Below are 24,643 nucleotides of genomic sequence, written 5' to 3'. Positions count from 1 at the left end.
AACTCAAGCTAAAATTACATCAAAGGAATGAAAGATGAAAAAGAAAATGCTTAGAGGATCTATTGTAGCAGTTGTTGCCTTGGCAATAAGTGGTTGTGATTTGCTTGATGTCCCAAGTGGTGGCAGTTCTGCAAGTAATGGATTGATACCACCTAGCGCACAACCAAATTATGCACCAATTCAGGCACCTACATATCCTCCAATGCCAGGATACAACACTAACCCAAATTTAGTTGCAAGACCTACTATTGCTCAACCGCAGCGTGTTAATACGATGGTCATTGATAAAGTTGAGGTTTCTGGTGCCCAAGATCGTGATCCAAAGTTTGAACGAGATGAGGTTATCACACCTAAGCAGTCAGAAGCTCTTATACCAAATTCACCAATGCTTACGGAAAATAATATCATAGAGCTTAATGCTGTGGGTATGGGGATACCGCCTGAAAATACTGTTTCACCAGGTCAAGCTATGGCACTTGCTAAACGTGCAGCGATTGTTGATGCGTATAGACAAATTGGTGAAAAAATGTATGGTATCCGCTTGAATGCACAAGATACAGTTAAAGATATGATTGTGCAAAATTCAACCGTTAAAACCAAAGTCCAAGCATTAATTCGCAATGCAGAAATTAATGAAAGCATTTGGAAAGATGGTGTTATGCAAGTAAGTATGCAGCTCAAACTTGATGGGAGAATTTGGCACAAAGTGCTCTCTGGCGGTAAATAAACATATATCCTATGCATATAAGATTCTCACATTTTCTTTGTATTCTCTTGGCTCTGTGCTTTAGTGCGTGTGCAGAGCTTACCGAGAGTTTTGGCACACTCTTTGACACAGGGGAGCAAAAAGCTTCTCAAGAACAAGAAGAGGTCGTGCACCCTACAAAATTTAAGATTCTTGAGATTCAATCTCCACAAATTTCTTTTTATGATTTTGCCACTATTACATATAAAAAACAAAGCACAAAACTTGCGCTTTATAAGCTTGGCAAGGTCATTGGAGATATTACGATTAATCCATCATCAATTTGTTTTAATAATGATTGCTTGGGTAAATGGAATGCGGCAAAAAATTTTTTTGGTGCAGTGAGCTATGGAGATTTATTTGAAGATATTATTTTTGCTCGTGATATTTTTGATGGCGAGGGCAAAGGCATAGCTCCAAATGGAGCTATGGTGCAATGGTTTGTAAAATCAGGCCAAGAGATTTATTATGAACGCAGCGACTCCTATACACTTTTTCATAATAGGAGTAATGGTGTCATTGTCGGCATACAAAGCTATAGTGTAAAGAACAAGGCAAAATAATCTTAGTGCAATGCAGCATTAAGCTCAATTTTTCTATTACTTCTAAATGCTATCATCTTTCCTGTATTAGAATCTTGTCTAAAGTGGATTCCGTGTTTACCTGAAAGATCTCTGCCTTTATACAACCCATTTGGATGTATACTAAAATCTGTGTTAATTTGTGCTATTTTTTCTGCTTCTGCCTTGGAGATTTCAAAAATAGTGCCAGCCAATACAGCAATACCACCATCTACAATGCACCCATCACCCAAACTAATACCTGTAGAGCTATTCACGCCAAGAAGGCAGTTTTTACCAATACTAATGGGATCAGAGTTGCCACCACTTAACACACCCAAGATACTTGCGCCACCACCAATATCACTACCTTCACCTACAACTACGCTTGATGAGATTCTGCCTTCATTCATACACGCACCCATTGCGCCGGCATTGAAATTCACATAGCTTGCTCCAGGCATTTGTGTGTAGCCACCTGTGCCTAGATACGCACCAAAGCGAGTTTTTGCAGTGTCAAGGAGGCGGATATTGTCGTATTGTGGAATGACTTGCATTAAGTAGCGTGGGAATTTATCCACAAAATCAATAGCTGGAAATTTATTTTTAAGTTTTAAAGAAATTTCTTTTTTTCGTAGCCACTCTAGCTCATAAGGTTTATTGCCACTCCACGCTACATTGGTGAGAAGTCCAAAGATTCCATCAAGATTTAGGCTGCGTAATGGTGCCTTACCAAGAGAGAGAGCCAAGAGTTTCATATAAGCACTCTCTACACTCTGACATACAGAATCTGCATACAGCACACAAAATCTATATTTTGCCTCTCCATTGCAAGTATTTAGTTTATTTTTCTTAGCAATTTTAAGAAGCTCCAAAATAACTTGAATATTTTTGTGTGTTTGGTCATTGCTAAGCGCTTCATGCAAAAACGGATCATACAGCTCCAAAGCTTTGTGTAAAAATGTCTCGTTGATACCATGTACAGATTCATTTTCGTTTTGTGAAATAAGCGAATCTGCTTGTTTGGCTGCATAAGAAAGCACAGCATACGTTCCTAGATTCTCACCTTGCCAGTTTAGCAGTGGATAGGTTGCACAGAGGACCTTTTGTGAATGTTTGCCTATATCCACGCGCGCAATACCAAATCCTAATGGTTGTCTATAACTTGGATCTTTTTGGAATGCATCTACAAAGTTTTTAAATTTTTCCATATTGTTATCTCCTCTTTAATGTATATGTAGTTGCGAGTTGTGTTTATTGCAAAAATCTGACATTGTAGCAAAAAATATGCAAAATGGGGTTAAAAGTTGCAATTAGATTCTCTAAAGCATAAGAGAGAATCTAAGTATATGCCTTAGTAATATGGATATATATTCAGTGTATCGAAGTATGAGGATAAGTAAAAAATGAGTAAAAATGTAATGCCCATAATAAGTTTTCACACAATAATTTACTTTACATTTATATTTAATAGAGGCTTAATATTGAAGCTTATACAATCATAATGTTTAGGATACCAAAATTTTAAGGAGTGGATATGCAGAATAATACTAGTCTCGCGTTAGAGTATGACTATAGTATAGCGAAGTTATTCGTGTTTTCTGTGCTAGCATTTGGGTTTGTTGGGTTGCTTCTTGGGGTGATTGCTGCCTTCCAACTTGCGATTCCAGAGCTCAATTACCTTGCATCAGAATATGGGACTTTTGGGAGAATAAGACCATTACACACAAGTGGAATTATTTTTGGTTTTACTTTGAGTGGTATTTGGGCATCTTGGTATTATTTGGGACAAAGAGTGTTAAAAATTAGTTACCTTGAGCATCCATTTTTACGTGCTGTTGGGTTATTACACTTTTGGCTTTATATTGTGCTTATGGTTTTAGCAGTGATTACGCTGTTTGGAGGTTTGACACAATCCAAAGAATATTCAGAGCTTATTTGGCCTCTTGATATTTTAGTTGTTGTAGTGTGGGTGCTTTGGGGTATTAGCCTTTTTGGTAGCATGGGTGTAAGGAGAGAAAAGGTTATTTATATCTCTTTGTGGTATTTTATAGCGACATTTGTTGGTGTTTCTGCTCTCTTTATTTTTAATAACCTTTCTATCCCTACAGGTTTGGTAGCTGGAGTAGGTAGCTGGTGGCATTCTATCTCGCTTTATGGTGGGACAAATGATGCGATGGTGCAATGGTGGTGGGGACATAATGCTGTCGCATTCGTCTTTACTTCAGGTATTATCGGGCTTATTTATTACTTCTTGCCAAAAGAATCTGGTCAAAGAATCTTCTCATATAAGCTTACACTTTTTTCATTTTGGGGCTTGATGTTTGTGTATATTTGGGCTGGTGGACACCACCTTATTTACTCTACAACGCCAGATTGGATTCAGACATTAGGATCAGTGTTTTCTGTGATTTTGATTTTGCCTTCTTGGGGAACAGCGATTAATATGCTTCTTACAATGCGTGGAGAATGGAATCAAATTAAAGAATCTCCAATGATCAAATTCCTTATCCTTGCTTCTACATTCTATATGCTTACAACACTAGAAGGACCTATACAATCTATTCGATCAGTAAATGCTTTGGCACACTTTACAGATTGGATTATTGGACATGTGCATGATGCAGCACTTGGTTGGGTAGGATTTATGGTTATTGTAGCTGTATATCATATGGTGCCTAGAATCTTTAAGCGTGAAATTTATTCTAAAAAGCTTATGGACGCGCAATTCTGGGTGATGACTACTGGTATTATCCTATATTTTTCAAGTATGTGGATTTCAGGTATCACACAAGGTATGATGTGGAGAGCTACAAGTGAATATGGAAGCTTGATTTATAGCTTTATTGATACAGTGCGCGATATTGTGCCATATTACTATATTCGTGCAATTGGTGGATTACTCTATTTGATTGGTTTTGTTGTATTCCTTTATAATGTGTTTATGACTATTTCTTCAGGTAGAGTGCTTGACAAAGAACCTGCCAATGCTACGCCTATGGCAGCTTAAGTAAGGAGGTAGGCTATGTTTAACTTTTTGGAAAGAAACCCATTCTTTTTTACACTCGCTTTTTTTGCTGTGTTTTCTATCGCTGGGCTTGTGGAGATTTTGCCTGGGTTTGCTAAAACAGCGCGCCCAATCGAAGGATTGCAACCATATAGTTTGCTTGAAACTGCTGGGAGACAAGTTTATATTGCAGAGGGTTGCTATAACTGCCACTCTCAGCTTGTGCGTCCATTCAAGGCGGAAACAGATCGCTATGGTGCTTTTAGTTTGAGCGGTGAGTATGCATATGACAGACCATTCCTTTGGGGATCTAAGAGAACAGGACCAGACTTACATAGAATCGGTGATCGAAGCTCTACTGACTGGCATGATGGGCATATGTGGGAACCTACTTCTCGTGTAGCGGGATCTATTATGCCTGCATATAAACATCTTTATACAAAAGATGTAGATTTTGAAACTGCGTTTGCTGAAGCCTACACACAAAAAGTGGTATTTAATGTGCCTTATGATGTGGAAGGTGGTGTGCAAATTGGTGCAGATGAATATGTAAAAGGTGATGTCAATACGCTTGCGAAAGCTAGAGAACTTTTTATGCAAGAAGCAAAGGTAGTTGTTGATGAAATGGTTAATCAAGATGTCAAGGCAGCCTTTGAAAGAGGCGAGGTTAAGGAAATCGTAGCTCTTATCGCCTATATGAATAGTTTGAGCCAAAAACGCCGATCGCCATTGGAATAAGGAAGTGCTACAATGCTTGAGTTTGTAAAAGAATACGCAGGTGTGCTATATACGATTGGCACACTTGGACTTGTAGTGTTTTTGTATAGCTATGCGTATCATATGTATTCTGCACAACAAAAAGGTGAGAGAGATTATGAAAAATATGCTGATTTGGCTTTGCGTGATGGCTTAAATGATGAGCTTATTGAGCCACATGAGAATACAATAAAAAATAAGTAAGGAGGAGTTTATGCAATGGTTTGATTTATCAGATAGTGTAAATGCTTTAGCGTTGCTAGGGGCAATAGTCATTTTGATATTGACTGTGTTTATTATGGGTTTATATCTCAAAAAAATTAAAGACGCTAAACAAAGTGATGGCGAACAACTTGATCATAATTGGGATGGCATAGGTGAGTTTGCAAATAACATTCCTGTTGGTTGGGTAGCGTGTTTTGGTGCTGTGATACTTTGGGGATTTTGGTATTTTTTCTTGGGGTATCCACTCAAATCTTTTTCACAGATTGGAGAATATAACAAAGAAGTGCAAAAATATAATGCTGCCTATGCTGAAAAATGGGAAGGCTTAGATGCCACTCAGCTTAAAGATATGGGACTTAATATTTTCCAAGTGCAATGTGCGCAATGCCACGGACCAGAAGCCGATGGTATGGATGGTAAAGCACAGAATCTTGTTAATTGGGGTAAAGAAGAAGGCGTGATTGATGTTATCAAACATGGTAGCAAGGGACTCGGATACCTTATGGATGAAATGGCACCTGTAGATGTAAATGATGACGAAGCTAGAGCAATCGCAGCTTATGTTCTGAAAGAACTCTCTGCCAAAAAAGAAACAAAATACCCTCTAGAAGTAGAAAAGGGCAAAGAACTTTTTGAGGTGAATTGCACCGCGTGTCATGGTGATGATGGAAAAGGTATGGAAGGCACAGCTTTGGATTTGACCACTTATGGCTCAACATCATTGTTGCACAAAGTGCTAAATCATGGTAAGCGTGGGAATATTGGGATTATGCCTTCATTTGGGTATGCAAACTTTGCACCAGCTCAAGAAGAAGCATTGAACGCATACATTCAGTCTTTAAGTATCCAAGAATAAGGAGGCGGTATGGATAGATTATTTGGTATCAATGGGATTGCGGGACTTTTGATAGCGGTTGTTGTATTGCTTAGCCTTGTTGGTATTTTTGGCACTTGTGCTGTTAAGATTCAACAAAAACAAGCGACAAATTTTTACAAGATAGAATCTCAGAATAGCATTGAACAAAATGTCAAAGATGCTTCTGTGTATTACAAAAATGCAAAGGAGTAGCCAATGAAACTTACACTTATGGAAAAAGTGCTTGCCACACTTATTGTGATCACTATTTTGACAGCTATTGCTATGCCTTTTATTCCTGATCTTTTTTTGCACCTCGTGTAAATGAGAATCTTCGCGCTTTGCCTTATGTCTCTTGGGCTTTTGATAGCCAAAGAGACGCTGTCTGTGCAATTTACTCAAGATAATGATCATGTGCTTGTGCCAAAGACAAAGGAGTTTATTGATAGATTAGGCGCAGAGCTTTTGGAAAAAACAGGATTTTTGCTTAAGGTGGTCGTGGTAGAAGATAGTCAGCATGCCATTAGCACTTTAGACAAAAACCTTGATATACCAACAGATTCTTTAGATTCTGTGGCAGCGCGTGAAGTATATAAGCAATATTTACAAAATAGTGCGCAACACACACCCTATGCGATGATTGTGATGTATATCAAAGACAAAAAAATCGATTTTGTGCTAAGCGATAGAGATGTGTTTGATAAAAAACTTGAAGAGCGTGTGTATTTTGAGTATATGGTTCCTTTGCTCCCAAAGGGCAACGACAATCCTACCCAGCCACAAATTTCAGCCATTTTATTTAATGGCTATAGTGAAGCTGCGGATCTTATTGCACAATATTATGGTAAAAGTTTGGCGTTAAATATTCCTCGTGATGAGAGTGGGGGTAGGGAATTTGTCAAAATAAGTATGCTTTTTATGCTTAGCATATTGTTTGGTGTGGTAATATTTGTGTATGTAACATCAAAATTTTTCAAAAAATGAGGTTGTGATGAAAAAAAATTATTGGCCTGTGGCGATTGTTGGGATTATTTTATTTGGTGTCTTGATTATTAGTGTGGGAGTGGTGATTGCCATAAAAAATCCTGCAATCGATGAGGAAATGTATGGTGGCAAAAAACGCGATATTGATGAAAGAATTAATAGCATTTTGCAAGAACAAAACGAGTTTGAATCTAGTGCAAAAGCTTTTTTGCAAATGGGAGAAGAAAGTCTTGCGTTGCAAACCCCTTATCGTATCAAAGCACCAAAAAAATCTTTTGTTCCGCCAAAGTTTGCGTTGCCCTTATCGTTGCGTCTTGAGATGCAATCGCCTATATATATCCATTCTGTAAAACTCATTATCACAAGTTTTATGCAAGATGTGCCAGATAGCAACCCTATAGCTTTTAGCACAAAAAATGCACAAATATATACGCCAGATAGTTCTCTCACTTTTGCCAAAGATGGGCGCTACAAACTCTGCTTTGAGATTCAATACTCCCAAAATCGTGATACACCACCTACAAAAACCGCTTATTTTGAGCAAGAAATTTTTTATGCCTCCAATGCTGCTCACGCCAATTAAGGCTAGTAATGAGAGGCGCTTTTGTGATGATAGAATGCGTATTGGGGCTTGTGTTATGTGCATTAGCGCTTGGCATTGTCTTTAGCTTTCAGCATTCTATGAGCCATAGACTAGCGCTTTTGCATACAGAATTAAGCAGTGGTGCGGATATGTTGCGCATTCTCTCCACCACGCCAGAGCCCGCACAACTCTCCACTAATACTCATAGTTATGAGGTTTATCATTACACATATCACAAAGATACATTATTGCCTTATACGCTTCATTATTTTAAACCATTCTCTGTGCAATAAATATGCGTTGGCGTGCTTTTGTTGCTTTTGAAATGCTATGGAGCATCGTCATTTTTGGGATTATTGGTGTTACATGTGCGAGTGTGGCATTACATTTTACGCGTTTTTTGGTGGATAGTTCTGCACAAAAAGCACTAGATTCTCACATCGCACTTTTGCGGATTCAAAATCTATTATCCCAAAGCGTAGATTTGCACTTAAGCCCATCAAGCGCAAACTTTTTGCTTGTGGATATGGAGCGATTTTTGGGTTATGGGGATAAGAGCTTTGCAAATGCGCGATTTTTTAATGATACGCTGTTGCCACAAGTTCCTATAGAGATTTTTCGTGTGCAGGGTGATGAAATTATTTTTAGCACATCTCTTGATAGCGCAGGTTTTGTGCCAAACCAAAATCTTGTGCTTGTGTGCCAAAATGCGGTAGATTCAGAGGATTTTGTAGAATCTCTTTTTAAAGTCGTGAGTGTAGGTAATGATAGACTAAGGGTAGATTCTACACCCTCACCTTTGTGCCGCGCAGTCTTGCCATTACAAGAAAAGCGTGTGGAGATTGCTTATCATAATGATATACTTTGGCTTAATCAAGAAGTGCTGCTAGAAAATGTGCGAGAGTTTGGCATATGGTATTTGCCAGATGATAAGTTTGTAGGGTTTAGATTCTGTATGCAGCAGCGATGTTTTGAGGGCGGAAGCTTTGTGGGCGTAAAAGCCGCATTCTTATAAATGGACAGATTCTATGTGTAGAGCGTTTTGTAGTTTTTATGCCGTGTTTTTGTTGGCGTTTGTATCGATGTGTATAGGCACTATCATAGCGCTTTCGCCAAATGCTCCATTTTCACATATCCACGCTTATACCCAGCTCCAGCTTTATGCCAAAAGTATGTATGAGATGCATATGCTTTGTATCAAGTCTTTTGATGTGGCGCGTTGTCAAGACATAGCATTTAGCCCACAAGCGCATTATCACATACAAGGACATATTACGCCATTTGGAGATTCGGTATTGCTTCTTGATGTGAGTGCGCAAGTGCGCAATCCTATCACTTCCTTGCAACAAAGCGTTATTCATAGACATATCCTTATAAAAAAATAGCTTTTTAATTATCTCTTTTGCAAAATTGTTTTACAATAACGCATTTATTTGTAAAAAGGAGTGTATATGTTTCACGAATATCGAGAGGAAGTTACCCAGCTAAAGACACACGATGCGCATTTTGCAAAGATTTTTGAAGAGCATAATGAGCTAGATGATAGAATTAAGCGCATAGAAAATGGTGAGGAATTGCTTTCAGATATGGAGCTTGAAGTATTAAAAAAACAAAAGCTACATTTAAAAGATGAAGCGTATGCAATGATTCTCAAATATCGCAAAGAACACGCAAAGTAAGCCTATAAGGTAAGTGTATGCATATTGATGATACGACTTTAGCCAAACTACAGAGACTTGGTAGTATTAAAGTTGATGGAGATAAGCATGATGAAATCAAAGCCCAACTCGAGGAGATTTTGGGTTTTGTAGAGAATCTTAATAGCCTTGAGCTTGCACAAAATTCATCATCTAGTCATCTTAAAACACCATTGCGTGATGATGTAGTGGTGGATTCTCATATAGCACATGATGTGTTGGAGTGCGCACCAAAAGCGCAAGAAGGCTTTTTTATTGTCCCTAAAATCATTGAATGAATCTAGATTCTATCAAGCTCCCACAAGAATGGAAAGAATTACTCAAAGACGATCTCCAAAGCCAATACTTTGAAGATATCACCAAGGCATATCGCGCCCAGCTTCAAAGTGGCAAGATTCTCTATCCTCCACCACGACTTTTATTTCACGCTTTTAATGCGACACTCCCTCAAGATGTGCGTGTTGTGATCCTTGGACAAGACCCCTATCACGGCAGGGTTGCGGTGCGTAATGGAGATACAATCGTGCAGATTCCACAGGCTATGGGTTTGTCATTTTCTGTGCCTATGCCTCTGCCACCTCCGCCATCGCTCAAAAATATTTATGCAGAACTTGCACGAACTATGGATTTTGTTCCACCGACACATGGGGATTTGAGTGCGTGGGCAAAGCGTGGCGTGCTATTGCTTAATAGTATTTTGAGTGTGCAAGCAAATAATCCAGCATCACACAAGAATCTTGGTTGGCAACAATTTAGTGATGCCGTGATTGCTAAGTTATCTGCGCAATACACGGGCATTGTGTTTTTGTTGTGGGGGAATTATGCCAAAGCAAAGGCTACGCTTATTGATAGCACGAAACATTGTGTGATCACAGCACCTCACCCAAGCCCCCTTGCAAAAGGATTTGTAGGGAGTGATTGTTTTGTCAAGGCAGACGCATATCTCAAAGCACAGGGCAAGAGCATTGATTGGAGTTTGTGATGACTCGTGTAGCGTGGAGTATGATATTTTGTGTTGCGCATTTATGGAGTGCGCCATTTTTGGAGCAAATACAGGCATATTTTTTGTATAAACAACATGCGTATCCACAAGCCTTGCGTATGTATGAATCTCTATATGCACAACAAAAGCTTTGTCATAATGCCTATAATCTTGCAAATGTATATTACAAAATGGGTATTTATGCAAGTGCGATTTCTTTGTATCAAGAGGGCTTAGAGTTGCCTTGCAAAGATGAGTATTACGCCCTTTTGTGGCATAATTTGGGGAATGCACTTTTTGCACTTGGTCGCTATGTGGAGGCATATCATGCCTTTGAAAACGCCCTAAGATTTGCATCAAATGCAGACACACAACATAATCTTGCCATAACACGCGAACTTTTGGAGCATGAGAAATCTATTGCTAAAATTATTACCAAACCAAAAGCTACAGATTCTCAAGAATTTGAAAATACCACGCCTCTTGTTATGCCACAAATTGCTACACCAAAGGATTTGGCAGATACGCACTTAAAGCCTTGGTAAGGCATAAAATGGCATAATTGTGGCATTTAGACACGATACAAAGGATTTTTATGGCTATTTTTGCAGCAAATTTTAAATGCAATCTCACACGCGGACAGACACAAATATACCTAACAGAGCTTGATAGTTATGCCTCAAAAAATCATACAAAAGATGATATTTTTGTATTTCCCAATCAAGCAGCACTCCTGCCTAATACCTATGCCTGTGTGCGTGTAGGTGCGCAAAATGCGTATTGTGCAGAAAATGGCGGTTTTACAGGAGAGATAGGCGCACAGCATCTAAAGGAATTTGGGATAGATTCTATTATTATTGGGCATAGTGAGAGGCGCACGATTTTTGGTGAATCTCAAGCGTTTATCGCACAAAAGTTTGCCTATTTTGCTAAGGCAGGATTTACGATTATTTATTGCATAGGCGAAGATCTTGGTGTGCGACAAAGTGGCGGTGTGGAGAAGTTTTTGCGTGAAGAGTTTGTGGGGATTGATACGCAATATGAAAATCTCATTGTGGCATATGAGCCTATTTGGGCTATTGGCACTGGTGTAAGCGCCAAGCTAGAGGACATAGCGCAAACACATGAGTTTTTGCGAGGATTTCTTGATAGCGCACTTTTATATGGTGGGAGCGTGAATGAAACAAATGCAGGGGAAATCTTGCGTGTGCCAAATGTTGATGGCGTTTTGGTAGGAAGTGCTAGTTTGGAAATTTCGCGTTTTTGTAAGATTATAGAATCTCTGTAGTCTCATCGGTAAGCTACCTAGTATCGTGCAGATTCTGCACGATAAAATAATCTACACATATAAATCGTGTTTATTTTAGGGCAAAGGGGGTGTGTATGCCCTTGTTTTTTCATAAACTCACATAGTGCATAATGTAAGCATTTTATTTTTCTAATATCCGATTAAAAAATTCCTTGCATAGCGGCGTGTTGTAATGGCAAAAGATTTTTGGGTTTTGGGTTAGATCATTTGGTTCTATGCTAAAGGCGATACTTTCACTCCCCACTTTTGCATAAAGCATAGGATATGTATAGGTAAAGTCACACGAGGCATTTTTGGTATGTAGGCTATGGAGAATCATAGAGGCTTGGGGCGCAAGGCTTTGGGGTGGTAGAGAATCCAAAAATCCACGCATATAGAGGGTGTGCAAGCGTTCTTGTGCGACAAAAAGCTTGGTGCGTAGATTCTGTAGGCAAACCTTTTGTGTGTTAAATGTTATGACTTTGAGTGCGCCTATGCTTAAAATCCCTATAATAACGATGACAAGGATAAGTTCTAAGGCACTAAATGCACCTCTAAAAGATAGCATTTGAAGTATTAAGCGGAATTGTTTTGCCGCCATTTGGGTGTCTAGCAAAGAGCTTTTCACAAAGTGTTGAATCTGCTTTTTGTGTAACACTAAAATTAAGCATAGCATTTGTGATACTTAGCTGCACACAGGCATTTTGTGTATCTGGTGTAGAATTTTTACCTAGCACTATGGCATTTCCTTGCAAAACCCAACGTGAAGGACTAAGCCCTGCAAGAGTAAAAACTTGAGAAAGTGTGAGGGTTTTTGGATCAAGGTTTTGGGAGAATACCTCACGCTGAATCGTGCTAATGGCATTGTTTATGTCATTTTCTATTGCCACAACTTGTGCATCTATGCGCGTGAGTGAGAATCTAGGAATAGCAATGGCAGCTAAGATTCCCAAAATTACGATGACAAATACAAGCTCTAGCATACTAAATGCACCGCGCATATTTTTAGCTATTTGTATGCGCATAAAAGCGCGATTCTTGCGTATATGTAGCTTAGAGAGCAAGTTTATACCCCAATCCTTTAAGCATTTGCAAAGTAAATTGTGCGCTTGTTTTGGCAGCAGATTCTAAAAATTCATCAAAGCTCACATCGGCGTTGCCATCGGCACTATCGCTGATTGATCGAAAAATGCAAAATGGCACACCAAAGGCATCACATACTACTGCAACACTTGCGCCTTCCATTTCTACACAATCTGCACCAAATGTATCAATAATCCATTGTTTTTTAGATTCACTAGCGATGAATTGATCGCCCGAAGCGATCACGCCAACCTTGAGTTCTTTGCCTATGAGTTTGGCGACTTTATGTGCTAGGTCATTGAGCGTAGAATCTGCTTCAATAAAAGTTTTGCTCTCAGGAATAAATCCTAGCGGATGTCCAAATGCGCTGATATCCACATCGTGTTGGCAAAGTTTGGAAGCTATGAGTAAATCACCGACTTTCAAATCTTTTGCCAACCCACCAGCTACGCCACTAAAAATAATTTTTTCACACCCAAAGTGCGTAATCATTGTAGTAGCAGTGATAGTTGCATGCACCTTGCCAATTTTGCTATATGCGATATATATTTCATCTGTAGCGACACACACTTTGTAATACGTGTTGCCCCCAAGCTGTTGTTTTGTGATAGGGTATTGCAACGCTTCTAGGCTTTGGATAAGAGGCGTGATTTCTTCTAGCATTGCACCGATGATAGCGACTTTCATACAAGCTCCTTATAGCATTTGTAGTGTTTCTTTGAGTGTGTCAAGATTGCTGATAGTATATGTAGGCTTTTGGCTTAGGCGTTTATTTAAGCCTTTTAGGACATTACCATTGCCAAATTCTATATACCCATCTACTTGTGAATCTATTTTGAGAATAGATTGTTTATAAAGCACAGGCGATACAAGCTGCTTGCTTAGGAGCTCTTTTGCCTCTTGTTTGGTTTGGTAGGTTTGTAATGTTGCATTTGAGAGGATAGGAGTTGATGAATCACCACTTAAATGCTCTTCTAAGAGTGCGCCAAATTCATGCAAGATTGGCTCTAGCATAGGACAATGACTTGCTACAGACATAGGCAAAAGCAATGCGCGCTTTGCTCCTAATGCCTTGATACTAGATTCACATGCGCTTAAATCACTTTTGGTTCCTGCAAGCACTACTTGCCCATCACCGTTGTAATTCGCACACCACACTTTTTTGCCATTTTGTTGTGCGGTTTGGCAAAATTCCTCTAGGGCTTTGTCTTCAACGCCCACAACTACCATCATTCCTGCATCTTGCCCTTCACAAGCCTTTGCCATAAGCGCACCGCGTGTATGCACGAGTTTCATGCCATTACCAAACTCTGCGCCATTGGCAATGATAAATGCACTCACTTCACCAAGTGAATGCCCAAAGGCAAGGCTTGGCATTAATGGATGCTCTTGTTGCAAGATATGGTGGGCTATGTAGCTTACAAGAAAGATTGCTGGTTGTGTGTATTGTGTGAGGTTGAGATTAGGGTTGTCATTAAAGAGTAGATCTTTCATATCGACTTTTATTGCTTCACTAGCTTCTTCAAATAATTCTTTGGCAAGAGTAAAATTCTCATAAAATTCCTTACCCATACCTATACTTTGGCTACCTTGACCAGGAAATATAAATGCATATTGTTTCATTCAAGTCCTTTGTATTTGGTTTGTGTTATGTTTCGATTATGGAGGGATTTTAGCATATTTCTTGCTAAGATTTGCTAAAAGCGCGTTAAGCCTTGTTTTATGTTTTTTGGGCTACAATCCCAAATCTTTTTATCGCTTTATATTTGTTGGACCGGTGGGTGAGTTGGCTGAAACCACATCCCTGCTAAGGATGCGTAGCCGCAAGGTTACCGAGGGTTCGAATCCCTCCCTGTCCGCCATTTATATTCTTTCACATAAAATCTCTGCAATTTTTCACATTTTTAAGTTTTTCTTGTATGGATTGAATTTTTAGAATCTATATTATTAAAATAATAATGGTTATTAATTTTTTGTAAATAAAGTTACCTTATAATAGCACGCAAACAAAGATTTCTGCTAACTACAAGATGCCATAGGTTGGGTGGGTGGGTATGTGCATCTTTTCTCCCTTATTTGTTGTTGTATTCCTCTTAGATTCTCCAAGCTCTTGGAGATGAGAGGAGTATTAGGAAAATCTTAATAAAGCTATGTATTTTTTTGGTAGAATATCTGTTTTGTAAAAACATTTGAAGGAGTTTTATGAAAAGTATATTAGCAAGTTTCAGTATAGCAAGTATTTTGTTGATATTTTCTGGTTGTGCGACGACTACTCCTGTTGGTGCGATTTTTACAGATGCTACACTGCCTTTACATGCAACTTCAGTAAATGGAGCGACAAAAAAAGGTGAAGCAACTTGCACAAGTATTTTGGGTCTTGTGGCTACTGGTGATTGTTCAATAGAGACAGCAGCCCAAAATGGAAAAATCCAAAGCATTAGATCTGTAGAGAACAAAGCTTATAGTGTGCTTGGGATATATAGCACATATACAACAATTGTGTGGGGTAATTAAGTATTACACGCTGTTTCTAGGCATTGTGTGAATCTACGCAGTTAGACTCTTGTATATCCTCTATAAAATAACGCGGTCTGTGCTTAGATTCTGTATAGATTTTACCTATATATTCTCCTATGATTCCTAAGCTTAGTAGCTGCACACCACTAAAGAAACTAAAAGGAATGATAGTGGATGCCCAACCCCACAAGGCATTATCGGTAAATAGCTTAACATATAGTGCATAAGCACCAAGCCCAAGGGAGAGTATAAAAAACACAAATCCTAGTATGCTTACTAGCCGCAGGGGCATAATACTAAAGCTTGTGATTCCATTCCATGCAAAAGAAAGCATTTTGCGTAGGGGGTATTTGGATTCTCCAAGTTCTCGTGAGAGCCTATCATAATACACGACATCATGTTGATAACCAAGAAGCGGCACCATACCACGCAAAAATAAATTTACTTCCTTAAATTCCATAAGTGCTTTGATAGCACGTTGAGAGAGTAATCTATAGTCTGCGTGATTGTAGATAAGTTTCACTCCCATAAGATTCATAAGCTTATAAAATCCAAGTGCGGTATATTTTTTAAACCCACTATCACTTTGGCGTTTTTTTCTTACTCCATACACCACTTCCGAGCCATCTAAAAACTTTTGTATGAAGCTTTCTAAAACATCAATGTCATCTTGCAAATCACAATCAATACTTATAGCGCAATCACATCGTGTGCTTGCATATTCTAATCCTGCTAAAAGTGCGTTTTGATGTCCCTTGTTGGTGGAGAGTTTAAGCGCTATAGTTCGTGGAGAATGGCAATGTGCTACAAAATCTGTTTCGGGGGGGGGGGCAATTATGCAGCAATGTATTTAACACTTTCCAAGTTTGATCTTTGCTTCCATCATCAACAAATACAATCGCACTTGTTGGTGCAATAAGGTTGTGTGCAATCATTGATTGAATCTTAGCACATAGCACTTGATAGGTTTTTGGTAATACAAGCTCTTCGTTATAACAAGGCACGATGAGATAGAGTATAGGATTCATAGATTTCCTTTGTGTTGTTTGTGGGGCATTATACATTGTTATGCTTTAGAGACTCTGTAAATATCGCTGCAAATCATCTTGGCTAAGCCATTGTGTGTTGGTATTACTAGCGTATTCAAACTCTGTTTGAATAAGTTTTCCAGAGAGATTGTTTGCCGTGTATGTGTAGTCTATGGGTGATTGAAAATTGATTGTTGGCATAAGTGTATAGAAATCCTCAAATTCCACACACAAACGCGCATCATCTTTTGGAATCATCACTTCATGCAGTTTTTCGCCTGGGCGTATGCCTACAACTTTTAGCGGTAGCGTGGGTGCGAGAGTGTGCGCGAGATCGGCTATTTTCATACTTGGGATTTTTGGCACAAAAATTTCTCCACCATGCATACGCTCTAGGCTCTGTAGCACAAAATCCACACCAGAATCTAATGTGATAAAAAAGCGTGTCATACGCATATCTGTGATAGGTAATTCTTTGGCACCAGATTCTATAAGCTTGGTAAAAAATGGTATGACAGAACCTCTTGATCCCATAACATTACCATAGCGCACCACACTAAATTTAGACTTTGAGCTACCTTTGAAATTATTTGCCGCGACAAAAAGCTTGTCAGAGCAAAGCTTAGTCGCACCATAGAGATTGATAGGATTTGCCGCCTTATCTGTGCTAAGGGCTATGATATGGGTTACATTATTATGCAAGGCAGCGGTGATAACATTGCTTGCGCCATCGATATTGGTTTTGATACATTCCATAGGGTTATATTCTGCGATAGGCACATGTTTTAGGGCAGCTGCATGAATACATATATCTATGCCATTTAACGCAGTTTCTAGGCGCGCGTAATCACGCACATCACCGATAAAAAATCGCATTCGTTTATCGCTAATACTTTGTTCCATTTCATATTGTTTAAGTTCATCGCGACTATAGACAACGATTTTTTTGGGATTGTAGTGTTGGAGAATTGTTTGGATAAACTTTTTCCCAAAACTGCCAGTCCCTCCTGTTATGAGGATATTTTTACCTTCAAGTATGTGTGCCATAGTATCTCCTTAGCGTATGTAGCCCAAATCATAGAGTTTATTGACAATATTGACAAGTATTGGACCGCCACTTCCACCACTACCGCCGTGCTCTAGCATAATTGTAATGGCGTATTTAGGGTTATTGTATGGGACAAATGCCGTGATCCACGCGTGTGATCGCTCAAAATATTCCATTTCATGCTCTTTAATTCTTGTTTTCATATCTTGAGGGATTCCAGTAACTTGTGCCGTGCCGGTTTTGCATGCAATAGGGACTTTAGCTCCGCGTGTTCGCCAATAGGCTGTCCCACCATCAGCGGAATTACACACTTGATACATACCCTTGCGCAATACTCCTAATTTTTGTTTTTGGATAGCGCTTAAGATATCTTTTGTTGGGTATTGTATGGGCGTTTGATTGAAAGATTTGGCAAAATGTGGGGTTACAAGCTTTCCTGAAGCAATAAGTGCGGTATAGCGCGCAACTTGCATTGGTGTAACCAGAAAATATCCTTGCCCGATAGAAGTATTAATCAAATCTCCCATAACCCAACTTTCACCTTTAGCTCTAAGCTTCCATTCAGGCGTTGGGATTACGCCGGATTTTTCATGCGGAATATCCACTCCTGTTTTTTTCCCAAACCCCATTTGACTAAGCACCGTAGAAATATTGCTAATCCCAACAATCATAGAGAGTTTATAAAAATACACATCCACCGAGCTTTTAATGGCTTTAAATAAATCCGCACTACCATGTCCGCATTTCCAATCGCGATATTTTCTCCCCCCTAGTTCGATAAAACACGGCGTTTCGATAATGGTGTTTTCTGTGATATTTCCAAACTCCAAAAATGCCAAGCCCATCGCCATTTTGACAACCGATCCTGGTGGATACTGCCCTGCGATTAATTTATTGACAAGCGGATAGTGTGGATCTTCTAAGAGATTGCGCCATTTTTGTGTGCTAATGCCTCCGATAAAATCATTGAGGTTATACTCCGGATAGCTTCCTGCCGCGAGAATCTCACCATTATGCACATCAAGCACAATGACCGCACCTTCTTTTTGTGAGAATTCTGAATCGATGAGTTCTTGGAGGTGGAGATCTAATGTAAGCGTGAGATTGTTTTGCTTGAGTTGTTTTGGCTCTTCTAGCACTCGCACTTCTCTATGTAAGGCATCTATTTGTGTTTTTTTGTAGCTTGGTTCACCTTGAAGAAAGTCATTATATTGTGATTCTATACCCATTTTGCCAATTCGCTTTGTATAAAAAGAGAGTGGGTTTTGTGCCATATCTTTTTGATTTGCTTTGGACACATAGCCGATAATATGTGAAGCGGAATATTCGTTGGGATAAAATCTCTTGCTTGTTGGTATGATGACAATATAAGGACTTTGCTTGAGATATGTGTAAGAGTGCTGAATCTCACGATATGTCAAAAAATCCACAACAACAATAGGCGAATGATTGTATGAAGTATTGGCATTGGTGTAGGTTTTTGTGAGTTTTTGAGAATCTAAAGAGGGAAAATAATGTGTGAGAATCTGGATTTGTTCTTGGAGTGTGGCGCTTTTTAGGCGTGGTGTGATAGCAATAGCAAACCCTAATTCATTAATAGCTAAAGGCTCGTGATTCCTGTCAAGAATCTGTCCGCGCGCAGGCATAAGCACATCAACTTTTGTGGCATTTTTTTGTGCGTATTTTGTGTAGTATTCGTGGTTAATGCCTGTAATGACCCAAAGGCGTAGCAAGATAATAAGCCACACAAATATAAAAAAAACTATGGTAATTTTAAATCGTATATTCATAGATACTTACCAAAACGATTTCAAATAAACAATAATATACAAGCACGATAGGATTTAAATCCAATGTAGCGTGAGTGATAATGCTTATGCAAACAAGCGCTACATACAAACCAATATATGTAAGTATGACTTGGGCTATATGTATGATATATTTTACATTAAAGTGTGTAAGCCACGCAATGACTATGTAGCGTAGCACAACAAACAGCACAAATAAGAGCCATAGCGGCATATCATAAAAGATTTCTACAACAAACATAATAGCAATGATGATACAAAATTGCCAAAAATCCTCTTTTTGGTCATAATGCCTAAAGAGCAAAAATAACACACCAAGCAATGGAGGCAAATACACAAACATACTTGCTAGACACTCATACACAAAGAGTCCTAGCAAAAGAAGAATATTTTTTAGACTTTGGCTATAAGAGCTATCTCGTCGCATATTGGAAAGTGTTTGCATTTGATACAATCCGCCCATATTTTGTGGTTTGGTAAAAGTTTTTTGTCTATTATAACAAATCCTAGCTTTTGAAACAGCTTCTCTTTGTAGGTTAGGACTAAAACTTCTTGTAAGCCCAAATCACGAGCTTCTTGCTTGATAGATTCTATTAATGCACTAGCTATGCCTTTGTTTCTATGACTTTCTTTAACAATAAGTGATCGCAATTCTCCAAGGGTTGGAGAATACACATATAACGCACAAAATCCCACAATATCGCCATTATCGCGCACGATATGATAAGATCTGATTGCGTTTGCCATTTCATCTTCACTGCGCTCCAAAATGACACCACGCCTTACTTCATCGCTTACCAAAGCACGCATTTGTGGTATGTCTTTGATTGTAGGTTTTTCTATCAAAAATGCCATATTATTCCTTTGTAGATTCTGTTGGTTTGGCTGTGGGTTTTTGGATTATTTGTGTATGGCATACAAGATCATAAAATGTTTTGCGATCTTGCCGAAAATACGCAATACACACGCCTATAATGCTTGCCATACTAATAATCCACAATACATAGCGCAAAAATGCTATCACAAATGAGACTTTTTGGTTTTGCTCATCTTGTGCTACAAGTTGCAAGCCTACATAGCGATAACCGGGGGTTTGCCCATTGGTTGCAATAAAAAGTGAAAGAATAATTCCAAAACTCACCACGCAAACAAAAATCACGCTCTGATTTCCCAAAAATGCCTCTTTGGATCCCAAGATAAAGTATGCGATATACAAAATAGGCATATTAATCATAAACATATCCGTGATAAACGCAATGATACGCTCCCATAAAAAAAATGGCATTTTATGTATTTTTTGGGCTTTTGTTGTAGTGTGGTGTTTGGCTTGTTTGGTGGTGCGCCAACGAGGTTTGGTGTGTTTTTTCACGCTAATTTCCTCTGCTACCGGGTTTTATAGCAGGTAGTGCACCCTCTTTGCACAATGGACAATCTTGTGGCGCATACATATCAAACACAAAATCTTCTAACGCAAAAAGCGGAATAGATTCTGGAAGTTTTGCTTCGCTTTTTCGCTCAAGTTTTGATCCCACCCTTTGACAGAATCCACGATTAGCAAGTCCTGCAAATGCTACGATATTTGCTCCAAAGGCTTCTAGGCATTGTGCAGATTCTAGAGCCGAACCACCTGTGGTAATAATATCTTCGCATATAAGGACTCTTTCACCTTTTTTTACCTCAAAACCGCGGCGTAATGTCATTTTCCCCTCTACGCGTTCTGTAAAGATAAATCTCACCCCAAGCGCACGAGCCAACTCATAACCAGCCAAGATTCCTCCAAGAGCAGGAGAGCACACGCAATCTAGCTGAATGCCATATTCTGTGATTTGTTGCCCAAGAGCTGTGGCTAATTCCTGTGCTATGGCTGGATTCTCTAGCACTTTTGCTGATTGAAGATAAAAGGCAGAATGATTACCGCTACTTAATAAAAAATGCCCTTGTAGCAGAGCTTTTGCATTTGTGTAATATGCTTTTATATCCATAGATTCTCCTTAAAAACGCAAAGAATATTGCAAGAAATTTACCGTTGGTCCATACTCTAGTGTATAGTCTAGCACATCAAGACCGATAAAAATTTCATTAAATTTGTAATTAAAGATCGGTCCAAATCCTATGGTAGGAAAAAAACCTACTTTTTTGCTTCGGCTTAGCGTTGGGTTGGCAACTTGTGAAGTGCGCGCGACATCATTAATACCAAAACTTACAAGCCTAGCTTTGAATCCAAAATAAGGATTGACATATGCGCGGTATTCTGCCGAGATTCCCATACGATAGATTTGAAAAAAGTTTGGCGTGTTTGCGTTGATATTTAAGTCTGTGCCAAAGTTATTGGCAAATCGATCAAAAAACAAAAAGATGCGCAAGGAATTATCTTTTTGCACGACAAAATTATATCCTGCTTCTGCACCTATAATATACCCAATCTCACTCCTTGGGTTATATGTCATTCCTGTGCTTAAACCAAGATAGAATTTTGATCGCGGATCTTTTTGCTTTGGTTCAGGGATACCAGCAACTTTATTAAGAAGGCTTTGGTGTGTTTTTTGGACTTCTTGTAGGATTTCCTCTTGAGGCTTGAGATCGTTTTCATATCGAATCTCTGTGCGTTTTTCTCCCAATGCCACATTAAAGAAGCATATATATAGACAACACAAAAGGGCAAAGCCTCTTATTTTCAAGCATAATCCTTGTTTATAAGTGTTTTTATAACCGCTATTGTAGCAATTTCTGATATACTTTAGCTTAAAACTAAGTATCTTTTAAGGATTGACATGCGGAGAATATATAGTATTGCGTTAGTCGTGTATATGGCGTGTATGTTTGGTTGGAGTTATGGAGCAGAAGGATTGGCAGGGTTTTATAAAACACATGTAGGATCTGATGGGCGACAAGCTATTGTGGAATTTTTTTATAAAGATGGAAAATATTATGCCTATGGTTTTGCAAATGTTGATGGTAGCCCACCCAAAAAAGATAGCAACAACAAAAATCCTGCATTGCGAGATCGATACGATAGGGGCACGATTTTTGTGTATGGCTTGGAAGGAGAAGGGGAAAAATATGGGGGTGGTAAGGTATATGACTTTCATAATGGTGAGATTTATTATGCCAAAGTGCGCTTAAATGGCGATACACTTACATTACATGGGAGTGTAGATAAATCAGGAATGATAGGCGTGGATAAAGTCTGGACGAGGCTTAGTAATGAGGAAGTGCGTCCGTATTTGCACCTAAAACCTTCTATGCAAGATGTCCTAAAAACGCTAAAAGATTGGCAACAATAGTTTGGGATTATATGGTGTTGTGATGTGATGTGCAATAGGGGTTTAATCCCCTATTATCTTAGAATTTCTTCCTCTCCACATCAGCTAATATCTCATCAGCTATAGTATTTACCTTTTGAGTAATCTCATTAGTATTATTAGCTACTTCAACATTTTCTTGTGTTACACCTTCAAGCTGTGCAATAGCTTCATTAATTTGTGATAAACCTTCTGTTTGTTCTCTAATAGATTCACTCATTTCATTGACTGATTGCACCAAGATATTAACATTAGCTTCTATCTCACCTAGAGATTTTGTTGTTCTTTCTGCTAGTTTTCTTACTTCATCAGCAACAACGGCAAATCCTCTTCCGTGTTCTCCTGCTCTTGCTGCTTCTATAGCAGCATTTAAAGCTAAGAGATTGGTTTGGTCTGCTATGTCTTTTATCACTCCTACGATGTTTTTAATATCCTCTGCTTGTTTAGTAGCCTCAATGGTTTTATCACTAACATTTTGCATTGATGAGCTTATTTCTTCTACAGCAGCAGCAGATTGTTCTAAAGAGCTTGCTTGAGATTGAGAACCTTCTGTGAGTTTTTGCATAGAAGTTTTAAGTTCTTCACTTTGTGCTGCTAAATCTTTTGCAAAATTAGAAGAAGCTTGAAGCATTTGTCTAATTTCTTCACCTAATGTATTAGTAACAACTTCCACTCTTCCTTTTGCATCTTTAACTTGTGTAGAGAAATCAAGTTTGACAAAACTATCAAAGACACGATTAAGTTCTGGTAAATCATTACCAATAGCAGAAGAAAGAAGATCTAAGAGTTGATTGACTGAATCTTTAAGAGTATTAAGCTGTGGATTAGCACCATTTAGTGTAATGCGTCTATCAGCATGACCTTCGCGTGTATAATTAATCACATCAAGAGATTCATTGACAAGAGCGGAGTCTTGTTCGAGACCTGACCTAGCTTTTTCGATATTCTCATTAATAGCTCTACCCATAGCGCCAAGTTCATCATTAGCTTTTGGCTTGAGTGGCGCAGGACATCTGTCGCTTTCATGGCGCAAACACGCAAAAAATCCAAATAAATGACTAGAGATAGCCTGAATGCGAGCAATAATGCTAAACTTGACATAAAAATACACAAAAAGTATCACGATAAACAACGAAACACAAATCGCAATGATGATAGTAATCTGCAAACTATGCAAAGACGCATACACAAAATCTTTTGGTGCTATTACAATCATATTCCAAAAAATCCCTGTATTCACACCCACTTCAAAAGTCTTAATTTCCATTAGCATATCCGCACCTTGATAGTTGGTGTATTCAAACAACCCACTTTCTTTTCTCTCGAGGGCTTTATGGATTTTGGTGGCTGAAGGATGCGAATTTATGTCTCCAAAATTTTTGCCTAGTAGTGTTGAGTTTGGGTGTATAGCAATGGTTTTATCACTAGAGAGCACCGCTCTGTAATCTCCACTAAATACTGAAAGAGATGGATCGAGCAATCTCTCTGAAATCTCACTCAAATCAATAAAAATCCCAGCAACACCCTTAAGCTCCCCATTGCTCTTAATAGGTACATTGATGGCAAAAGCAAGTCTATCGCCTTGCTTTGCTATATTGACAAATCGAGGATTTCCAATACTTTGTTTGCCGGTTTGAATAGACTCCTTAACACTTCCAAACTCTAAGATATTCATATCAGCCGCTAAAAGCTCTATCCCACCGATCATATTGGGATCATTGTCTTTTGCTAAGATCATAAAATGTCCATTTTCTAGCTTGTTGCGAGGATTTACGATATTTTCCCCCGTGTATCTACTATCAGTAACATACACATAGGCATACATACCTGATTGGTTTGCATCAAGCATATTCCTAATCTGTGCCTCGAGCCTCTCTTGCGCACCTTGACCGCTACTGTGTGTAATGATTTCTTCAAGTCTTGGGCTAATACTTGCTAATGCCATATGGACACCATTAATATTGGCATCTATGATCTCTTTGGATTCATCAGCGATAGCTGAGAGTAGCTTTTCTGTCGTAATAGTCTGTTCTTTATCCACATTTGTTGTAACAACCAATGTAAGTCCAGCCATACACAAAAGCACGATAGAAGCGATGCTTAAGACGATCTTTGTTCCGAGTTTCAGGGCCATGGAAATCCTTTTACTAAAAAATTTTGAAAACCCTAGATTT

Annotated in this window: 34 protein-coding genes and 1 tRNA gene; 20 read left to right on the top strand and 15 right to left on the bottom strand. The window is 38.8% G+C overall.

Features of this window, described 5'->3' with window-relative positions; translation table 11 throughout:
• Positions 1–34 precede the first annotated feature (34 nt).
• Both B9T66_RS06960 and B9T66_RS06955 read left to right on the top strand, forming a co-directional pair.
• Positions 35–727 (top strand): LPP20 family lipoprotein, encoded by a 693-nt coding sequence (locus B9T66_RS06960; protein ID WP_095628256.1) that lies wholly within the window; start codon positions 35–37, stop codon positions 725–727.
• An 11-nt stretch (positions 728–738) separates the two neighbouring features.
• Positions 739–1,308 (top strand): hypothetical protein, encoded by a 570-nt coding sequence (locus tag B9T66_RS06955; protein WP_095628255.1) that lies wholly within the window; start codon positions 739–741, stop codon positions 1,306–1,308.
• 2 nt (positions 1,309–1,310) lie between these two features.
• On the opposite strand, the gene B9T66_RS06950 is transcribed toward B9T66_RS06955, so the two are convergent.
• On the bottom strand, positions 1,311–2,516 hold the full coding sequence (locus tag B9T66_RS06950; protein WP_095628254.1) for a 2,3,4,5-tetrahydropyridine-2,6-carboxylate N-succinyltransferase: 1,206 nt from the start codon (positions 2,514–2,516) through the stop codon (positions 1,311–1,313).
• Between the two features lie 326 nt (positions 2,517–2,842).
• Between B9T66_RS06950 and ccoN the strand changes: the two genes are divergently transcribed.
• The 15 genes from ccoN to B9T66_RS06875 all read left to right on the top strand — a co-directional run bounded on the left by ccoN (position 2,843) and on the right by B9T66_RS06875 (position 11,683).
• On the top strand, positions 2,843–4,315 hold the full coding sequence (gene ccoN / locus B9T66_RS06945; RefSeq protein WP_095628253.1) for a cytochrome-c oxidase, cbb3-type subunit I: 1,473 nt from the start codon (positions 2,843–2,845) through the stop codon (positions 4,313–4,315).
• Positions 4,316–4,330: 15 nt separating this feature from the next.
• Positions 4,331–5,050: a cytochrome-c oxidase, cbb3-type subunit II gene (ccoO, locus tag B9T66_RS06940; protein WP_095628252.1), complete on the top strand. Its 720-nt coding sequence runs from the start codon at positions 4,331–4,333 to the stop codon at positions 5,048–5,050.
• Positions 5,051–5,062: 12 nt separating this feature from the next.
• Entirely contained in the window at positions 5,063–5,272 is a 210-nt protein-coding gene (locus B9T66_RS06935) for a cytochrome c oxidase, cbb3-type, CcoQ subunit (protein WP_095628251.1), read from the top strand.
• A 10-nt stretch (positions 5,273–5,282) separates the two neighbouring features.
• Positions 5,283–6,149, top strand: a complete 867-nt coding sequence (gene ccoP, locus B9T66_RS06930) for a cytochrome-c oxidase, cbb3-type subunit III (protein ID WP_095628250.1) — start codon at positions 5,283–5,285, stop codon at positions 6,147–6,149.
• Positions 6,150–6,158: 9 nt separating this feature from the next.
• A complete protein-coding gene (locus tag B9T66_RS06925) occupies positions 6,159–6,362 on the top strand; it encodes a DUF4006 family protein (protein WP_095628249.1) in 204 nt (67 codons plus the stop codon).
• A 174-nt stretch (positions 6,363–6,536) separates the two neighbouring features.
• Entirely contained in the window at positions 6,537–7,133 is a 597-nt protein-coding gene (locus B9T66_RS06920; RefSeq protein WP_143429116.1) for a hypothetical protein, read from the top strand.
• Positions 7,134–7,140: 7 nt separating this feature from the next.
• On the top strand, positions 7,141–7,716 hold the full coding sequence (locus B9T66_RS06915; RefSeq protein ID WP_095628247.1) for a hypothetical protein: 576 nt from the start codon (positions 7,141–7,143) through the stop codon (positions 7,714–7,716).
• An 8-nt stretch (positions 7,717–7,724) separates the two neighbouring features.
• Positions 7,725–8,009: a hypothetical protein gene (locus B9T66_RS06910; protein WP_095628246.1), complete on the top strand. Its 285-nt coding sequence runs from the start codon at positions 7,725–7,727 to the stop codon at positions 8,007–8,009.
• 2 nt (positions 8,010–8,011) lie between these two features.
• A complete protein-coding gene (locus B9T66_RS06905) occupies positions 8,012–8,731 on the top strand; it encodes a hypothetical protein (protein WP_095628245.1) in 720 nt (239 codons plus the stop codon).
• Between the two features lie 13 nt (positions 8,732–8,744).
• Positions 8,745–9,101 (top strand): hypothetical protein, encoded by a 357-nt coding sequence (locus B9T66_RS06900; protein ID WP_095628244.1) that lies wholly within the window; start codon positions 8,745–8,747, stop codon positions 9,099–9,101.
• 66 nt (positions 9,102–9,167) lie between these two features.
• On the top strand, positions 9,168–9,395 hold the full coding sequence (locus tag B9T66_RS06895; RefSeq protein WP_095628243.1) for a YdcH family protein: 228 nt from the start codon (positions 9,168–9,170) through the stop codon (positions 9,393–9,395).
• Between the two features lie 17 nt (positions 9,396–9,412).
• On the top strand, positions 9,413–9,691 hold the full coding sequence (gene gatC, locus B9T66_RS06890; RefSeq protein WP_095628242.1) for an Asp-tRNA(Asn)/Glu-tRNA(Gln) amidotransferase subunit GatC: 279 nt from the start codon (positions 9,413–9,415) through the stop codon (positions 9,689–9,691).
• A complete protein-coding gene (gene ung, locus B9T66_RS06885; protein ID WP_095628241.1) occupies positions 9,688–10,395 on the top strand; it encodes a uracil-DNA glycosylase in 708 nt (235 codons plus the stop codon). Before gatC ends, ung begins: the two co-directional genes overlap by 4 nt.
• Positions 10,395–10,940, top strand: coding sequence for a tetratricopeptide repeat protein (locus B9T66_RS06880; protein WP_095628240.1), 546 nt, complete (start codon positions 10,395–10,397; stop codon positions 10,938–10,940). The genes ung and B9T66_RS06880 overlap by 1 nt, the downstream gene beginning before the upstream one ends.
• 50 nt (positions 10,941–10,990) lie before the next feature.
• Complete coding sequence (locus B9T66_RS06875; RefSeq protein WP_095628239.1) at positions 10,991–11,683, top strand: triose-phosphate isomerase; 693 nt, start codon at positions 10,991–10,993, stop codon at positions 11,681–11,683.
• Positions 11,684–11,825: 142 nt separating this feature from the next.
• Here B9T66_RS06875 and B9T66_RS06870 read toward each other — a convergent pair whose 3' ends face one another.
• The 4 genes from B9T66_RS06870 to fabD are packed head-to-tail and all read right to left on the bottom strand — an operon-like array spanning position 11,826 to position 14,389.
• Positions 11,826–12,311 (bottom strand): hypothetical protein, encoded by a 486-nt coding sequence (locus B9T66_RS06870; protein ID WP_143429114.1) that lies wholly within the window; start codon positions 12,309–12,311, stop codon positions 11,826–11,828.
• A complete protein-coding gene (locus tag B9T66_RS06865) occupies positions 12,238–12,708 on the bottom strand; it encodes a type II secretion system protein (RefSeq protein ID WP_257874646.1) in 471 nt (156 codons plus the stop codon). Before B9T66_RS06865 ends, B9T66_RS06870 begins: the two co-directional genes overlap by 74 nt.
• A gap of 28 nt (positions 12,709–12,736) precedes the next feature.
• On the bottom strand, positions 12,737–13,453 hold the full coding sequence (locus B9T66_RS06860; RefSeq protein WP_095628237.1) for a 5'-methylthioadenosine/adenosylhomocysteine nucleosidase: 717 nt from the start codon (positions 13,451–13,453) through the stop codon (positions 12,737–12,739).
• Positions 13,454–13,462: 9 nt separating this feature from the next.
• Positions 13,463–14,389: an ACP S-malonyltransferase gene (gene fabD, locus B9T66_RS06855; RefSeq protein WP_095628236.1), complete on the bottom strand. Its 927-nt coding sequence runs from the start codon at positions 14,387–14,389 to the stop codon at positions 13,463–13,465.
• A gap of 148 nt (positions 14,390–14,537) precedes the next feature.
• Between fabD and B9T66_RS06850 the strand changes: the two genes are divergently transcribed.
• Together B9T66_RS06850 and B9T66_RS06845 are read left to right on the top strand one after the other, a co-directional pair.
• A tRNA-Ser gene (locus B9T66_RS06850) sits at positions 14,538–14,628 on the top strand.
• Between the two features lie 340 nt (positions 14,629–14,968).
• Entirely contained in the window at positions 14,969–15,280 is a 312-nt protein-coding gene (locus B9T66_RS06845) for a TRL-like family protein (RefSeq protein WP_095628235.1), read from the top strand.
• A gap of 16 nt (positions 15,281–15,296) precedes the next feature.
• On the opposite strand, the gene B9T66_RS06840 is transcribed toward B9T66_RS06845, so the two are convergent.
• Genes B9T66_RS06840 through B9T66_RS06805 form a run of 9 tightly spaced genes read right to left on the bottom strand, consistent with a single transcriptional unit; the run spans position 15,297 to position 21,845 of the window.
• Positions 15,297–16,064 (bottom strand): glycosyltransferase, encoded by a 768-nt coding sequence (locus B9T66_RS06840; protein WP_219350224.1) that lies wholly within the window; start codon positions 16,062–16,064, stop codon positions 15,297–15,299.
• Complete coding sequence (locus tag B9T66_RS09030; RefSeq protein WP_219350223.1) at positions 16,054–16,311, bottom strand: glycosyltransferase; 258 nt, start codon at positions 16,309–16,311, stop codon at positions 16,054–16,056. The genes B9T66_RS06840 and B9T66_RS09030 overlap by 11 nt, the downstream gene beginning before the upstream one ends.
• Before the next feature lie 45 nt (positions 16,312–16,356).
• On the bottom strand, positions 16,357–17,349 hold the full coding sequence (gene pseB, locus B9T66_RS06835) for a UDP-N-acetylglucosamine 4,6-dehydratase (inverting) (protein ID WP_180763365.1): 993 nt from the start codon (positions 17,347–17,349) through the stop codon (positions 16,357–16,359).
• Between the two features lie 18 nt (positions 17,350–17,367).
• Complete coding sequence (gene mrdA, locus B9T66_RS06830; RefSeq protein ID WP_095628233.1) at positions 17,368–19,149, bottom strand: penicillin-binding protein 2; 1,782 nt, start codon at positions 19,147–19,149, stop codon at positions 17,368–17,370.
• Positions 19,133–19,612: a hypothetical protein gene (locus B9T66_RS06825; RefSeq protein WP_143429113.1), complete on the bottom strand. Its 480-nt coding sequence runs from the start codon at positions 19,610–19,612 to the stop codon at positions 19,133–19,135. Before B9T66_RS06825 ends, mrdA begins: the two co-directional genes overlap by 17 nt.
• Positions 19,561–20,022 carry an N-acetyltransferase gene (locus B9T66_RS06820; RefSeq protein WP_095628231.1) on the bottom strand — a complete coding sequence of 154 codons (462 nt, stop codon included), beginning with the start codon at positions 20,020–20,022 and terminating at the stop codon, positions 19,561–19,563. Before B9T66_RS06820 ends, B9T66_RS06825 begins: the two co-directional genes overlap by 52 nt.
• Before the next feature lies 1 nt (position 20,023).
• A complete protein-coding gene (locus B9T66_RS06815; RefSeq protein ID WP_095628230.1) occupies positions 20,024–20,536 on the bottom strand; it encodes an RDD family protein in 513 nt (170 codons plus the stop codon).
• 1 nt (position 20,537) lies between these two features.
• Complete coding sequence (gene pyrE / locus B9T66_RS06810) at positions 20,538–21,149, bottom strand: orotate phosphoribosyltransferase (RefSeq protein ID WP_095628229.1); 612 nt, start codon at positions 21,147–21,149, stop codon at positions 20,538–20,540.
• Between the two features lie 9 nt (positions 21,150–21,158).
• Entirely contained in the window at positions 21,159–21,845 is a 687-nt protein-coding gene (locus B9T66_RS06805; protein ID WP_095628228.1) for a hypothetical protein, read from the bottom strand.
• A gap of 93 nt (positions 21,846–21,938) precedes the next feature.
• On the opposite strand from B9T66_RS06805, the gene B9T66_RS06800 reads away from it, so the two are divergent.
• Complete coding sequence (locus tag B9T66_RS06800) at positions 21,939–22,451, top strand: DUF2147 domain-containing protein (RefSeq protein WP_257874645.1); 513 nt, start codon at positions 21,939–21,941, stop codon at positions 22,449–22,451.
• A gap of 58 nt (positions 22,452–22,509) precedes the next feature.
• Here B9T66_RS06800 and B9T66_RS06795 read toward each other — a convergent pair whose 3' ends face one another.
• A complete protein-coding gene (locus B9T66_RS06795) occupies positions 22,510–24,603 on the bottom strand; it encodes a methyl-accepting chemotaxis protein (RefSeq protein WP_143429112.1) in 2,094 nt (697 codons plus the stop codon).
• Between the last annotated feature and the right edge of the window lie 40 nt (positions 24,604–24,643).

Origin of the sequence: Helicobacter sp. TUL, assembly GCF_002287135.1 — a bacterium.
In the GTDB taxonomy this organism is placed as follows: Bacteria; Campylobacterota; Campylobacteria; order Campylobacterales; family Helicobacteraceae; genus Helicobacter_F.
Note: the sequence above shows the minus strand (reverse complement) of the source record. Positions and strands in the feature narration are given on the sequence as shown.

Excerpts from the sequence above, each read along its gene's own strand:
- B9T66_RS06960 (WP_095628256.1), top strand. The coding sequence starts at position 35 with ATGAAAAAGAAAATGCTTAGAGGATCTATTGTAGCAGTTGTTGCCTTG.
- B9T66_RS06955 (WP_095628255.1), top strand. The coding sequence starts at position 739 with ATGCATATAAGATTCTCACATTTTCTTTGTATTCTCTTGGCTCTGTGC.
- B9T66_RS06950 (WP_095628254.1), bottom strand. The coding sequence starts at position 2,516 with ATGGAAAAATTTAAAAACTTTGTAGATGCATTCCAAAAAGATCCAAGT.
- ccoN (WP_095628253.1), top strand. The coding sequence starts at position 2,843 with ATGCAGAATAATACTAGTCTCGCGTTAGAGTATGACTATAGTATAGCG.
- ccoO (WP_095628252.1), top strand. The coding sequence starts at position 4,331 with ATGTTTAACTTTTTGGAAAGAAACCCATTCTTTTTTACACTCGCTTTT.
- B9T66_RS06935 (WP_095628251.1), top strand. The coding sequence starts at position 5,063 with ATGCTTGAGTTTGTAAAAGAATACGCAGGTGTGCTATATACGATTGGC.
- ccoP (WP_095628250.1), top strand. The coding sequence starts at position 5,283 with ATGCAATGGTTTGATTTATCAGATAGTGTAAATGCTTTAGCGTTGCTA.
- B9T66_RS06925 (WP_095628249.1), top strand. The coding sequence starts at position 6,159 with ATGGATAGATTATTTGGTATCAATGGGATTGCGGGACTTTTGATAGCG.
- B9T66_RS06915 (WP_095628247.1), top strand. The coding sequence starts at position 7,141 with ATGAAAAAAAATTATTGGCCTGTGGCGATTGTTGGGATTATTTTATTT.
- B9T66_RS06910 (WP_095628246.1), top strand. The coding sequence starts at position 7,725 with ATGAGAGGCGCTTTTGTGATGATAGAATGCGTATTGGGGCTTGTGTTA.
- B9T66_RS06905 (WP_095628245.1), top strand. The coding sequence starts at position 8,012 with ATGCGTTGGCGTGCTTTTGTTGCTTTTGAAATGCTATGGAGCATCGTC.
- B9T66_RS06900 (WP_095628244.1), top strand. The coding sequence starts at position 8,745 with ATGTGTAGAGCGTTTTGTAGTTTTTATGCCGTGTTTTTGTTGGCGTTT.
- B9T66_RS06895 (WP_095628243.1), top strand. The coding sequence starts at position 9,168 with ATGTTTCACGAATATCGAGAGGAAGTTACCCAGCTAAAGACACACGAT.
- gatC (WP_095628242.1), top strand. The coding sequence starts at position 9,413 with ATGCATATTGATGATACGACTTTAGCCAAACTACAGAGACTTGGTAGT.
- ung (WP_095628241.1), top strand. The coding sequence starts at position 9,688 with ATGAATCTAGATTCTATCAAGCTCCCACAAGAATGGAAAGAATTACTC.
- B9T66_RS06880 (WP_095628240.1), top strand. The coding sequence starts at position 10,395 with ATGACTCGTGTAGCGTGGAGTATGATATTTTGTGTTGCGCATTTATGG.
- B9T66_RS06875 (WP_095628239.1), top strand. The coding sequence starts at position 10,991 with ATGGCTATTTTTGCAGCAAATTTTAAATGCAATCTCACACGCGGACAG.
- B9T66_RS06865 (WP_257874646.1), bottom strand. The coding sequence starts at position 12,708 with ATGCGCATACAAATAGCTAAAAATATGCGCGGTGCATTTAGTATGCTA.
- B9T66_RS06860 (WP_095628237.1), bottom strand. The coding sequence starts at position 13,453 with ATGAAAGTCGCTATCATCGGTGCAATGCTAGAAGAAATCACGCCTCTT.
- fabD (WP_095628236.1), bottom strand. The coding sequence starts at position 14,389 with ATGAAACAATATGCATTTATATTTCCTGGTCAAGGTAGCCAAAGTATA.
- B9T66_RS06845 (WP_095628235.1), top strand. The coding sequence starts at position 14,969 with ATGAAAAGTATATTAGCAAGTTTCAGTATAGCAAGTATTTTGTTGATA.
- B9T66_RS09030 (WP_219350223.1), bottom strand. The coding sequence starts at position 16,311 with ATGAATCCTATACTCTATCTCATCGTGCCTTGTTATAACGAAGAGCTT.
- mrdA (WP_095628233.1), bottom strand. The coding sequence starts at position 19,149 with ATGAATATACGATTTAAAATTACCATAGTTTTTTTTATATTTGTGTGG.
- B9T66_RS06825 (WP_143429113.1), bottom strand. The coding sequence starts at position 19,612 with ATGCAAACACTTTCCAATATGCGACGAGATAGCTCTTATAGCCAAAGT.
- B9T66_RS06820 (WP_095628231.1), bottom strand. The coding sequence starts at position 20,022 with ATGGCATTTTTGATAGAAAAACCTACAATCAAAGACATACCACAAATG.
- pyrE (WP_095628229.1), bottom strand. The coding sequence starts at position 21,149 with ATGGATATAAAAGCATATTACACAAATGCAAAAGCTCTGCTACAAGGG.
- B9T66_RS06800 (WP_257874645.1), top strand. The coding sequence starts at position 21,939 with ATGCGGAGAATATATAGTATTGCGTTAGTCGTGTATATGGCGTGTATG.
- B9T66_RS06795 (WP_143429112.1), bottom strand. The coding sequence starts at position 24,603 with ATGGCCCTGAAACTCGGAACAAAGATCGTCTTAAGCATCGCTTCTATC.